Origin of the sequence: Paracoccus spongiarum, from assembly GCF_030732095.1 — a bacterium.
In the GTDB taxonomy this organism is placed as follows: Bacteria; Pseudomonadota; Alphaproteobacteria; order Rhodobacterales; family Rhodobacteraceae; genus Paracoccus; species Paracoccus spongiarum.
This window is the reverse complement of the sequence record NZ_JAVAMQ010000023.1, coordinates 1-12,595: the sequence shown is the minus strand read 5'-3', so window position 1 is coordinate 12,595 and position 12,595 is coordinate 1. Positions and strand designations below refer to the sequence as shown.

General features: G+C 60.9%; 11 protein-coding genes. 5 read left to right on the top strand and 6 right to left on the bottom strand.

Going from position 1 to position 12,595, the window contains the following annotated elements:
- Positions 1-11 precede the first annotated feature (11 nt).
- Positions 12-1,268 carry a replication initiation protein RepC gene (gene repC / locus Q5Y72_RS17055; RefSeq protein ID WP_305964632.1) on the top strand — a complete coding sequence of 419 codons (1,257 nt, stop codon included), beginning with the start codon at positions 12-14 and terminating at the stop codon, positions 1,266-1,268.
- An 8-nt stretch (positions 1,269-1,276) separates the two neighbouring features.
- Positions 1,277-1,585, top strand: coding sequence for a hypothetical protein (locus tag Q5Y72_RS17050; protein ID WP_305964631.1), 309 nt, complete (start codon positions 1,277-1,279; stop codon positions 1,583-1,585).
- Positions 1,586-1,646: 61 nt separating this feature from the next.
- Here Q5Y72_RS17050 and Q5Y72_RS17045 read toward each other — a convergent pair whose 3' ends face one another.
- Positions 1,647-2,078 (bottom strand): thermonuclease family protein, encoded by a 432-nt coding sequence (locus tag Q5Y72_RS17045; protein ID WP_305964630.1) that lies wholly within the window; start codon positions 2,076-2,078, stop codon positions 1,647-1,649.
- 59 nt (positions 2,079-2,137) lie between these two features.
- Between Q5Y72_RS17045 and Q5Y72_RS17040 the strand changes: the two genes are divergently transcribed.
- Positions 2,138-2,659 carry a hypothetical protein gene (locus tag Q5Y72_RS17040; RefSeq protein WP_305964629.1) on the top strand — a complete coding sequence of 174 codons (522 nt, stop codon included), beginning with the start codon at positions 2,138-2,140 and terminating at the stop codon, positions 2,657-2,659.
- Positions 2,660-2,805: 146 nt separating this feature from the next.
- On the top strand, positions 2,806-3,381 hold the full coding sequence (locus Q5Y72_RS17035) for a recombinase family protein (RefSeq protein WP_305964628.1): 576 nt from the start codon (positions 2,806-2,808) through the stop codon (positions 3,379-3,381).
- Between the two features lie 236 nt (positions 3,382-3,617).
- Here Q5Y72_RS17035 and Q5Y72_RS17030 read toward each other — a convergent pair whose 3' ends face one another.
- From Q5Y72_RS17030 to Q5Y72_RS17020, 3 genes are all read right to left on the bottom strand, one after another.
- Positions 3,618-4,781 (bottom strand): AIPR family protein, encoded by a 1,164-nt coding sequence (locus tag Q5Y72_RS17030; protein ID WP_305964627.1) that lies wholly within the window; start codon positions 4,779-4,781, stop codon positions 3,618-3,620.
- 323 nt (positions 4,782-5,104) lie between these two features.
- Positions 5,105-5,791, bottom strand: a complete 687-nt coding sequence (locus tag Q5Y72_RS17025; RefSeq protein WP_305964626.1) for an SOS response-associated peptidase — start codon at positions 5,789-5,791, stop codon at positions 5,105-5,107.
- Between the two features lie 17 nt (positions 5,792-5,808).
- Entirely contained in the window at positions 5,809-6,150 is a 342-nt protein-coding gene (locus Q5Y72_RS17020) for a hypothetical protein (RefSeq protein WP_305964625.1), read from the bottom strand.
- A gap of 42 nt (positions 6,151-6,192) precedes the next feature.
- On the opposite strand from Q5Y72_RS17020, the gene Q5Y72_RS17015 reads away from it, so the two are divergent.
- A complete protein-coding gene (locus Q5Y72_RS17015) occupies positions 6,193-7,395 on the top strand; it encodes a DNA polymerase Y family protein (RefSeq protein ID WP_305964624.1) in 1,203 nt (400 codons plus the stop codon).
- Positions 7,396-7,403: 8 nt separating this feature from the next.
- Here Q5Y72_RS17015 and Q5Y72_RS17010 read toward each other — a convergent pair whose 3' ends face one another.
- Together Q5Y72_RS17010 and Q5Y72_RS17005 are read right to left on the bottom strand one after the other, a co-directional pair.
- Positions 7,404-10,070, bottom strand: coding sequence for a DEAD/DEAH box helicase (locus Q5Y72_RS17010; protein ID WP_305964623.1), 2,667 nt, complete (start codon positions 10,068-10,070; stop codon positions 7,404-7,406).
- Positions 10,067-11,719 (bottom strand): site-specific DNA-methyltransferase, encoded by a 1,653-nt coding sequence (locus Q5Y72_RS17005; protein WP_305964622.1) that lies wholly within the window; start codon positions 11,717-11,719, stop codon positions 10,067-10,069. Before Q5Y72_RS17005 ends, Q5Y72_RS17010 begins: the two co-directional genes overlap by 4 nt.
- Positions 11,720-12,595: the final 876 nt, after the last annotated feature.

The window sequence follows — 12,595 nt, the reverse complement described above, 5'->3', positions numbered from 1 at the left end:
TGAGGACAGAGATGGCATTTCAGAGGGCGGCGCATCCCGCCGCGACGCGGGCCTACCGCGATACCGAAGACGAACACCCGACGCTGCCGGGCAACATGCAGCGTGACAGCTTCGCAGCCCTGGTCGAGCGCGTGGCGCCCAGGCTTGGCGTTGGGCCAGCCGCGGCCCACGCCTTTCTGCGCCTGGCGACGATGACGCGGCCGAGCGACTGGACCAGCACGGATCGGACCCCCTTCATCTATGCCGAGGCCGGCGAAGTCGCGAAGATGTTGGGGCTGTCGCAGCCGAGGACGCGTGCAATCACATGCGAGCTGGAACGCGCCGGGCTGATCGAGCGCCGGACAGGCGCGAATGGCAGCCGCTCGCGGGCGGCGGGAACCGGGCTCTATTTCGGGGCAGCGATTGCTCGCGCCGCCGAATTGATGGCGCTGGATGACCAGCTGACCGCCGAGCGACAGCAGGCGATCTATATGCGTGGCCAGCGCAGCACGCATAAGCGCCATCTGGCGCGCGCTCTTGATCGACTGGCCGAGATCGCCCCCCGCTGCCCGGAGGCCCAGGCCATCAGGCATGAGGCGGAAACCTGGCCCTCTGCCGAACGGCTTCACGGCATGGACCTGACGGCGCTCGCCGCCCATGTCGATGATGCCGACAGGCTGTGCAGAACGGCACTGGATCTTCTCGAAAAGAGGGAAGAATCAAGCGGTGGACCGCTCGAAAACAAGCGGCCCTATATACAAGATACAACTGAAGAATCCTTGGTATCCTGTAACGGGCACGTGGATATGCAGAGCGCGGGCAAGCCCGCGCAAGACAAATCCCATGTCGTGCCGCCTGACGGCGGCCCGAATTGCCATGAAAATAAGGATGAGGCGGCCAGCGGGGCGTTCAAGAGCGAATTTATCGCCCGGCTTGGCCCCCAGAGGCTTTTCGGTCTCGCATCCCCGGAAATGCAGCTCTACCTCAGCGGTCGGGCAGAGCCGGAATACCTGCGATTCCACGATTTCGTGTGGGCCGCCGAGCGGCGGGTGCCAGAACTTGGCATCAGCCCGGATGCCTGGAACGCAGCGCGCGAGGTGATGGGCGAGGATAGCGCCATGTTGTCGGTCCTGATCCTCGATGCCCGCAAATCCGAGCCGGGCAGCGCCATCTTCAAGCCCGGTGGCTACCTGCGCGGCATGACCGAGCGGTACCGGAGGGGCGAGCTGCACCTGGTCCGCAGCCTGATCGGGCTCAGCGAACGCCGCAGGGCAGGGCACGGATCATGAAACCCGAAATGGCCGCCGCCGCGATCCTGCTTCTATTCATGCACCCGTCATTTGCGCAGGCACCGCTCTGCATCCCGCCGGAAGAGCCCTTCGTGCCGGTCGACGACGCAGCTTTCGGGGAATATGCCGACCTGGTGGCGGATGATTTCGAACGGTATTTTTCGGAGGTTCGGCCCTACATCGCTTGCCTCGACACCGCGCGGCAGGACGCCTTTGCCCGCGCGCGGGAGATTTCCGCACAGCATGAAGCCTTCTGGAAACGGGCCGATGCCATGGGACTGACGGAAGAGGTTGCCCCCGATGCCGATCCGGAGTGACTGGCCGTTCGATGCTGGCCCGGCGCTCGATCCTCGACGTCTCGCTGCCGGATCCAGCACCCTACCAATAGCGGCGGCATATGTTCCGCGCGATCATGATGCCGGCGAGATCCTTGCCATCCGGCAGGTTGCAGCTGCCGATCCATCGGTCATGACTGCGCCGCCCATTGGTCCGACAGACAAGATAGGCCCCACCGACCAGGCGTTGCATCTCGGTCTTTGCGCGCTGTCCGGCCGTCGTGCCCACCTCCGCGCAATCGAGCGATCCGAAGCGGATGGCCTGACCCCGGATCTCGATCGTGTCGCCGTCGCGCACATGCGTCACAGGCCCGGCGATTTCCTCCGGGGCCAGGATGGGGACCAGCCATGGCACGTATTCGGGAAACCGCTCAACCGGGTCGATGGAGAGGATCGACAGCGCCAGGAGGCCGAGGACAATAAGGGCAGGGGACTTCATGCCACGGGTTATGGCAGAAAAGCGGACTTTGTTCATGAAATGTTTTCATCGCTCAATGCGAACATGGTAAACTCCACCTGAAAGGAGATCGCGCCATGACCCGGCCCATTCAGATCAGGACTGCCAGTCAGCGCGAAGTTGGGGCGTTCCTTGCGCGCCAGCGCGAAGAGGAAGACAAGGCCGCCCGTGCAAGATCGGCGCGCGATTGCGAGTGGCAAGACGACTTCGATGACGAGGATCTGGAATGCGAGGCATGGAAACAGGCAGCGGCGCAATTGCTGGATGAGGGACGTGAGCTCTTTGGCAGTGAAGCTGCGGCGCAGATGGAGTTCGATCGCATCGCCAAACGCCGGGCGAAGGCATCCGCGCAACAAAATTGCTCTGCGGGCAGATCATGGACCCCAAGCCCTGCTGAAGAAAGTCGCGCCTTCTTCCTGGCACTCCGCCAGGCCGTGCCGCTGATCCTTTTGTACATCCTTGTCGGTCTCCCCGCCGCGAGTTTCATCGGCACTGCCAGCTCGTGGCCGATGACGGCCGCGTTAGCTGGCATCGTCTGGTATGTGCACAGCCGAATGAGGGCAAACATCAAAGAGATGCGACCCGCGGACGACGTTTGAGGGGCGGCCCCCATTCATCTGATCTGTGTCCCATTTGGGCACACCCATTATGGACGTTCTCCATGAACACCGCCTACAGCGGAATGACTGTTCAATATGGGTCTGTTTAGATATATTGAACACATTTCGCCAAGGTCATACCCAAAATGAACAAACCGAGCCCTAGAATCGGCTACGCCCGAACATCGACCGTCGATCAGAACCTTGATGCCCAAATCGAGGCTCTGACGGCTGCCGGATGTGGGATGGTGCGCCAAGAACAGCGCAGCGGGACCACGCTGGAAGGCCGCCCAGAGTTAAGGACGATACTCGACTTCATCCATCCAGGCGAAACCCTGGTGGTCACACGGATCGACCGGCTGGCGCGGTCGATGCAGGATCTTCAGACTATCGTTGCCAGGTTGAAGGCGAAGGGGGCCCATTTGGCAGCCACCGAACAGCCCGTAGATACGTCAACCGCAGCGGGCAAGGCGTTCTTCGACATGCTTGGTGTCTTTGCTGAGTTCGAGACCAATCTACGACGGGAGCGGCAGGCTGAAGGTATCAAGGCCGCGAAACGAAAAGGCGTCTACCGTGGCCGTCCGCCCAAGATCGACATGGGACAGGTGCAGGCTAAACTTAGTGCTGGCATTTCTCCGACGAAAATTGCTCTCGAGATGGGGATTTCGCGCGGCACTGTCTATAAAGCAAAGGCACAGATGCCGAGAAGCGTAGATGGGTAAAAGAAGCAGGCGCGCCCCTCGCACCGGTCGAGCTGACCCGTGGCGTACGGGCGGCCGGCGCGCTCAATCCACGCTGCGCCTGCGAGCGGCATCTACAGAAGGGCGGGGAGCCGACTTTCGCTGCGTGGTGGAGGAACGGCAGTGCTGCGCAAAAGTGACCTTTGCAAAGTCGCCATCCGGTTTGGTCTGTCGACTTCAGGACAGCCCTAAAGCTGCCCTGACTGTGGCTTCCGAGCTTATTGCTGCAAGGTCAAGCGCGCGTAGATGCTAGTGACGGACATCAGGAGTGAATAGCACCCCTTGGTCTTGCCCATCGTCTGCGGGTTGTGGTTGGCAATCTCCTGGTACGCTTGCGTCGCTGTGCGGATCAGGTCGGCGTCCGTCAGCACCTCAGGTCTTTCCATTTTCCAACGCAGCCGATTGTGCCGAATGAAGACGGAATGTGCTGCAATGATCGGGAAGATCAGGCCGTCGGGCACCTCCTTGACTTTGCGATCTTCGCGCTCGATTGAGCGGATGCCGGTCCCGATGAAGCCCTGATGCTGCTTCCAATCGAGGTAGAGTTTCCATGCAATCGGTGCCACGTCGAGGAAGCAGTCGTAGACCTCCTTGTTTTCGGGCTTCTCTACCAATTCTTGGAACAGCTTGAGGCAGCGCGTTTTCTGACTGTAAGAGAACACCTTGTTCTCGGGGTCTGACTGCCGCTTGAACTTTTCCATCATCTCTACAGGCAGAGCGGCGAAAGTAACCTGCACCAGCTTCTCGGTGTCGAGGGTACCTTCTTTGTCGTTCTGCTCGCTCTCGCTCTTTTGCAGGCGCACATCCGGGAAATGTTCGATCATACGTGCTTCGAGGGCGTCGATATGTCCGCGCCGCCCAGCGATGGACAGGGCGCGCACGTCGTTCTGGAAGTTGCGTGCGATAGAAATCTCGGCAATCAGATCGTCGTCGTCCGTAACGATGATCTCGTAGCGGATGCTCGGCTCCTGATAATCCTCGTTAAAGGTTTCGTTATAGAACCTCCGCAGTTCACCTTGGGTCTGCGAACCGTTGATGATGCTGGGCTTTAGCAGCGTCATCTTCTTGTTCTTGTCGTCCACTTCGGCGTCGCGGGCGACGATCACGATGCCACCGTTCAGGATCGAAAAAAGTGGAGAATTGTCCTTTAGGGTTTTGCGGATCGCCTGATGGACGAGCGTGGGCGTCTTCTTTTGTTTGCCCTTTGCTTCGACCAGATACTCGCGGACATTTTCGTTGTCCTCAAGTTCCAATACCGAACGCGCGGGCGCGGTACCGGCATATACTTTCCGGTTCGCGCTCGAATCTTCGGGCGAGGAGATATTGCGGCAGTTGTGGTATGGGAATGCGAACAAAGTCGCGGCTGCATCAGCAGTCGTCATGGGTAGTACCTCATTTTTTCCGATGTCCGACACATTTGAACGGCGCGTCCACCTGGACGACCAAGACGAGACATCATTGACAATGATGCCGAACGAAACACGACCAGTCAATAGGCGCGATCGAAACGCAAACGCACCTTGCCTTAATCCCGCGCCCGAGCCGACAGTATAGAAAGAACTGGTTTGCTTTGGGCTGCGGACCGGACATCCGCTGCGCTTGGCGCGAAGGTCAGCTCAGGGCCGACCTTACCTCGGCCGATGGCATCGGTGCGCGGTTCGTTCCCAGACAGGTGACGACCGCCGTTCGGCGCAGAATCCACCGCTTACAGATCGTCTAAGGCGGTGGTGTCCGCGGTGATCCCGATCCCCTCACAGACAATCTGCATTCGATCAGAGGGAAACGGTCGCAGGAGACGCGCAGCATCCTCGGCGCTGCCAGCGAGCCAGGTGTCATAATCCTGCTCGTCCAGGATCACCGGCATCCGTGTCGGATGCACTGGCTTGACCAGATCGTTGGCCGTTGTCGTGACCATTGTATGCGTCAGCCAATCGCCGGCGTCACCGTCGATGCCTGGCTGCCCCGCGCGCCAGAGGCCGGCGAAGGCAAAGGGCGGGCGCGCTGCGCTGCCCTTGACCGCGAACCAGAAATCCGTCGCCGGGTTCCTGCCCTTGGCCTCGCGGAAGGCCGAGCCCGGAATCAGGCAGCGTCGATTGAGAAAACTGTCCTTCCATAGCCCCGACGATCGCAGCTTGTCGTCACGGGCATTGTTCCAGGCCGCGGGCTGGAGCGGCTTCCCGGTCTTTTTGCTCACTTGCGGCGTCAGGAATCCCCAGTGCATTTCGATCAGCTCTCGCCGGCCGTCTTTGCCAATGCGGACAACGGGGGCCTCGTATTTCGGCCAGATGGCTGTCTGGCCCCGATAGTTGCCGAGATGATCGCGCTCGCCCATCACCTCGAAGATCTCGCGCATCATCGCCTGTGACGTTGTGTTCGCATAAAGGTTGCACATGCTCGCCTCCGCGGTTTTCAGCCCTGCATCCCACCATACGCCGCCGCGATCTGCGCGGAAATGCGGGCCAGCTCCGTGATCCGTCGCGGTGCCGGCTCAAACCGGCTGGCCACGATCCAGGCCTCCCGCAACATGCGCCCCTTCGGGTGACGTTCGCACAGCACATCGACCGCGGCGATGACCTCGCGCGACAGCGGATCACGCCGCGCCGCGCCGGCGGCCGCGGCGTCGAGCGTCGCGATGGCCGCGGCCTGGGCCTCGCGCCCTGCGATCTGTTCCGACCAGGCGCCGCCGAAGGCCACATTGCGAAGCTGACCGGACCTGTCCATTTTGCCCCCTTGCTGAATGAGAACAAACATAGAACATAAGGGGCGCCCTGCCCATCCGCGACATCTGGTGTCATGTCCTCCTTCCGCGTCCTCTATCTCGATATGAACAGCTTCTTCGCGAGCGTCGAGCAGCAGCTCGACCCCGCGCTGCGCGGCCGGCCCGTGGCGATCACCGCCGTCGATTCGGACAGCGGCGCCTGCGTCGCCGCGTCCTACGAGGCGAAAGCCCATGGTGTCAAAACCGGCACCCATGTCCGGGATGCGCGGCGCCTTTGCCCCGGCATCATCCTGCGCCCCTCGCGCCATCGCCTCTATGTCCGCTTCAACCTGGCCGTCGCCGATGTTCTGGACCGCCATGCCGAACTGACCCATATCCGCAGCGTCGATGAGTTTCAGCTGGCCCTGTCCGGCGAGGCCCGGACCCTCGTCGGCGCCGTCGATCTGGTCGCACGCCTCAAGGCCGCCGTCGCCGCCGAGGTCGGCGACTGCCTGCGTTTCTCGGCTGGGATCGGGCCAAATCATCTCCTCGCCAAGATCGCCGGCAAGCTGGAGAAGCCGGACGGATGCCAATGGCTCGGGCCGGACAATCTGCCGGACGCCATTTCCCACCTCTCCCTGGACGATCTGCCGGGTATTTCCACCGCCATCAAGGCGCGGCTCTTTCGCGCCCGCGTCTTCGATGTGCCCGGCCTATTCAGGCTCGATCCGCGGCACGCCCGGCTGATCTGGCGATCCGTCGAAGGCGAACGGTTCGTGCGGATGCTTCAGGGCATGGAGATCCCCCTGGTCGCCACCGAGCGCGGCGGATTCGGCAACAGCAAGGTGCTGTCGCCCGAATACCGCGATCCGCGCCGTGCCTACCTGGTCGGCCGCTGGCTGGTCGAAAAGGCGACGGCGCGACTGCGCCGCGACGGTCGCGTGGCCGGACGCTTCAGCCTGTCGGTCAGTTTCATGGCCGGCGGGGTCTGGTCCCGGAATGTGAGCTGCTTTCCGACGCAGGATACCGCGATTTTCCTGCGGCTTCACCGCGCCCTGTGGGTGCGCCTCTGGCGCACCGCACGACCGGGCGCGGTCATCAGCCTCGGCGTCCATCTTGGGGATGTCGGCTTATTGCAGGACCGGCGCGGGGATCTGCTGCTGCCCCTGGCGCCGGCCGAACTGACCCGTGGCGAGCGGGTGTCGCGCGCGCTCGATCAGATCAACGCCCGCCACGGCGACGGTGCCATCCGCTTCGGCATGAACACGCCCCATCCGGGATTCTTCGAGCGGGGGTAGGGTAGGCGTCACCCCATCTTATGATCGCCCAAGGCGTCCGTCACCTGCTCCCGCACCTCCTTGGGATCACCGCGTTCCATCGTCGCCATGACGAACACCGCCTTGCCCGCTGACGCTTTGGCCCACTGCTGGCCGATCAGCTCCTTCTCGCGGCTGTCACGACTTTCTTCGGGTGAGCGGTCCCTGCCCTTGTATTCGACCACCAGCAGACGGCCATCGTCCATGACCGCCACGAAATCCGGGTAAAACTTGTCGGTCGAGGTCGGCAGAGAGAAGGAATTCGGATGCCTGCTGACGTTGCGGGTCCAGTATTTCAACTTGGGCAGAGCATCCAGCGCCAGGGCGCATTTGACCTCTTCGCCGCCGTCCTTGCTATCGAAGCTCGGCACCTCGTCCGGTCCCATGAAGTGGTGCTTGAACTTGTACATGCCGGGATACTTCGGCACGTCGAAATACATCTCGTCGAAGAACCGGATGCCGTCATCGAAAGACACTTCGACGCGCGCCTCGGGGCCGAACAGGTTCATCTGGTAAACCTTGTCGCGCTCCATCTGGCGGAAACCCCGGATCTTCTCGTTCAGTTTGCGTGCCAGGATGAATTTGCAGCGCATGAGCTGCGACAGGGGCATGTCCCGGTCACGGGTCAGGTGGGTAACGACATCGCTCAGCCAGGCCAGCAACTCCGCCTGGCCGATCCATTGATCGCGAACCTTCCCGTCGAGCCAGCGCACCAGGGAATTCGGCGTCCAGTCGTCCACGTCGATATCCAGCGAAAGCTGCTCGGAACTATCCGCTGCCGAGATCGACAGGCGATTGCCGTCGAGGTCGATTTCGAAGGTGTTGGTCGTCTCGACAATATCGAACTCGGCCTTGGTCAGCCGTGCCGGATGATCGGCCAGTGACCAGTCGTGATATTCCATCAGAATATCGGTATCACCAAAGACCAGCTCGCCCTGCACATGCGCCATCAGGCGCGGCACGGTGAATTCTTCGCCCAGATGGGCGGGGGCCAGGTCGTCGGCGTGCCTGGCCTTGAACTCAGCCAGCTTTTCGCGGAGTACGCCATGCAGGCGCGCAGGCGCCATCTGGAACAGGCGCTCTTCGTCTTTGGGCTTAGGCACGCCGGTGAACTCGATCCGGGTCCTGCCGTCATCGCCTGCCGAGACCTTGATCTTGCCCGGCGCGACAATATTGATCTCGCGGCGCTCCTCCTCGGACGCATCCAGCTCGACCGTCATTGTGGCTCTGGGACGCGAATGCCGCCCGAATAGGCCATCATCCAGCCCCGGCTGCTCAGCCTCGATATTGGCCTCGGCCTCGCTTTCCTCGAAGCCCATATCGACCAACTTATCGCGCAGGCTGACGGCGGCCTCGGAGAAATGTTTTGACACCAGCTTGGCGTAGGATTTGTTCAGCGCCGGTTCCTTGCGTTTTTTCGCATAGGGCATTCGCAGCACACGGCCCAAAAGCTGTTCGGCATCCGTCGAGCTGCGAATATTGGCCAGCGAGCAGAACACATAGGCAAAGGAGCAATCCCAGCCTTCCTTCAGCGCCTCGATAGTGATGACATATTCAATCGGACAATCGGGCTTGAACAGGTCGATCCCGTCCAGATCGCGCTGCGCGCCGGTCGCCACGGCAATCTTGGCCGGGTCGATATTCTCATTGTCGATCAGGTGCTGTTTCAGCACATCGACCGTGACCTCCTCGCCCCTCTTCTGCGCCTGGAACAGCACGATGGGGCGGATATAGCCCTCACGGTCCAGATCGGCGTGTTCCTGCAACTCCGCCCGCTTCAGGATGGCCGAGTTCACCGCCCCCTGCCAGGTTTCGGCTTCGTCGAGCACCACAGGCATCTTGATCATCTCTTCATCCTTCAGCTCCTGCGCTGTCACGGAATGAAGGATGTTGTTGAACCCCTTGGGCGTGGCGGTGAACTCGATCAGGGCGCTCGGTTTGATCCGTTCGTAGACATCCTGGCTGAGGCTCGTGCCCGCCTTGTGCGCCTCGTCCATGATCACCAGCGGGCGGTGCAGATGCATCAGATTGGCAAAGCTGAACCGGATGTCGCCCTTCATCGGGCCATCGTCATTGCGCTCCAGCCCCGGTGTGTTGGGCGAGACAGTCGAGAAATGCCCCTCCAGCATCTCGTGATGGGCATAGACCTTGCGTCCGTCGGTATTGCTGACCCGCAGCGTCTGGATCGTGCCGACCACGACGCAGAGGTTCGCGCGCAAATGGCTTGGTGTAATGTCAGGGAAATCCCCGATATCGAACACCTTAACCTGCATTCCAAAAGCATCATCCAAGACGCGGCGATAAGGATGGCGCGGGTTTTTCAGCGCCTCGGCAGTTTGCATGCGGATCGTGTTCGTCGGCACCAGCCACAGCACCAGCGGGAAGTCCTTTTCGACCCAGGCATCCTTGGCCACGGTGATCGAATGCGCCGCGAGGATTGTCTTGCCGCCGCCCGTGGGCAGGCGCAGGCAGACATAGGGCACCTCTGGCATTGACTTGATCGGTTTGTAGCCCGCCGCGTACCCCTTGAGCCGTTTCGCCAGGTCCGGTTCCGCCGTGATCGTCTCATAGGCCAGTTTGGGGCCGACAATCCGCGCCTCTTCAAAGAATGTCCGCAGCGTGGCGAGCGAGGCTTTCTGATACTCCTTCAGCTTCATTTGCGCGCCTTCACGTCATAAGGGGTCTGCTTGAACTCGATCTGTTCGGCCTTGAGCGTCACCTCGGACAGCGCCGCGCGCTCGCCATAGACGGTCAGCGGGCCGGTAAAATCGCTTTGGGCCGCGCGGATCACGGCCAGCGTCTTGCGGGTCAGCACGTTGCCGCCCGAGACCGACTTGTCGCCAAGGATGCCGTTGTAAAGCAGCGCATAGCCGTGGCCGTCCTGTGCCCCAAGAAAGGGGGTCAGGGGCTGCGGTTCCGTCCACGGGTTGCCGGTTTCCGCGAACCAGATATGGGCGGCGAGCACGGGAAAGCGGATATCGGGCTGGATCTGGCCCTCCTCCGTAAAGACCGGCGGGCCGAGACGGTAAAAGCGGAAACCACCGCCGCCTTGCCAGCCTTCAAGTTCCGTAACTCCTATTGGGTCTTTCCCATCTACCACCCTGGAGAGCCTCGGAACACAGTGCGATGTCGCCTGTTCGCCCCGTTCGATGGCGATCCATCTTCGCCCCATTTTTTGAGCCACAGCTGGTGTAGTGCCGGAGCCAGCAAAAGCGTCCATCACTAAATCACCTGGTTCAGTCGCCATCGAAATTACTCGACGAACTAGTTGCTCGGGCTTCTTGCCATTCTTGAAGGCCACTTGCCCCTCAGCCTCAAGACCCGTAGTCCGTATGTCCAACCATAAATCGCCAGGATGCGTCGACAGATTGTCCTCTGCGAAGATCAACTGGACGCGCGGTTTCTTCGATTCCCGAGAATAGTTTCCCCGAACCAAGTAAGCGGTTTCACCTTTCCGACTCTTCACAGCAAAAACTTCGGGGGACTGACCTGGATACTTTTCTTCGGCTAAGGCCAATACAGATGCCGATGTCGCGCACTGACAGATGCGGTATGCATTCTCGAACAGCCAAGTTTCCTTCGTCCTACCGGAGAGCCCAAGCTCACGGGTCTTTTCGGCCACTGAGCCAAGTCGTATGCGAGAGGAGATTTCGTCAAGCTCTGCAATGTGGGATTCCAAAATCTCATCTTCCTGTAAGATCTCGTCGATCTTGGATTTGTCGTCGCGCGAAAACCCATCAAGGAGAATATTGTACTCTTTGTCCCACCCTTGCTTTGGAACGGGGTCTAGACGAAGGTTTCGAATGCCATCCATTTTTGCAAATAGGATGAATTCCTTAAGCTTGGGAATTCGACCAGATCGACGAACCGATCCCATCTTCAATCCACTCGCTTCGCTCATCTTGACAATTATTGGCTTCAGAGTGCGTTCGCCAAATATTTCGCAGAGAAGAACGTAGAGTCGGGCGAATTGCCGGTCGTCGATCTGCACCGCAATGTAGCCGTCGGTTGAGAGCAGTTCACGCATTAACTCAAGGCGTGGCCACATCATTCCAAGCCATTGAGAGTGTTCAATATTATCATCGTAGTGCTCAGAAATAGCTTGTTGGGTGTTATAGGGCGGGTCGATATAGATGCATTTCACCTGCCCCGCGTAATAGGGCAGCAACGCCTTCAACGCCTCAAGGTTGTCGCCCTGAATCAGCATGTTGCCTGCATCCCGGTCGCCATAGCCAAGCCCCTCGACCTCCTCCAGCAGGCGGTAAGGCACTTTCTCGGCGGCGCGCACATCGTCGTCTCGGGTCAACCAGCGTAGCGTGGGCATCTGCTCGGGTCTCGTTCATTCCTGGGCGGATATGTTCCGCGATGGGCAAGATAACCGCTGGAGGCGGCAGCATCGCGCAATGCGGAGATGCCCCTCGCTTTAGACTCAATTTGCGGCTGAAGGTCCACCTGATGACGACAAATCGCGAGCGGCGCACCGACCGACTATCTGCTCTCTGAATTCCTGGATCTCCTCCTGTGACGCTGTGGCGTTGCCATAGAGTGATTTCAGGAAGCAGCGTTATGGCGTCGCCCTGTCGGGCCGCGCTCCCGGCTCCGGCCTGCGGCCTCCACCCGAGCTGATCGGGGCGATACGCGCGGCTGAATGTCTCGTCCCGAGCCATCCCCCGAATCCCGGTTCTGCGCGCCCTGCCCCGACGATCTCGGCCCTCGCGTGCGGGACCGCTGACGCGGCATAGGCAATCCCGCTCATAGGACAGTCCGCCGACTGACCCCAAATCCTTTCCGTCAGCGTCATGCAAAGCCTGGATGATGTCTGCACGCACTGTAACGAGTTGTGCCCGCCATCGCGCGGGCATTTTCGTTTTTCGCGCGCAAGGCGCTGAGCGAGACAGCATGGATCGAGCGAAGTGCCGGGTGCAGATCTACGCAAAACGAATTACGCGAAACGCGGAACGGGTTTTGCGCCCGCAGCGATCCGCTGATGGCGGATAGCAGGTGGCGAATGGCAATCGGCATTCGGCGAAACGGAGCGATGGGCAGTAGGACAGACGCGACCCGCGCTTGAGGCGCGGGCCATGATGGGCTGTTGCCGTGCCGGGGGATCGACGCCGGCTGCGCCCGCGCTCACCCCCGCCCCGACGATGTTTCCATTTCCCTTGTCCGCCACGCATCCGGG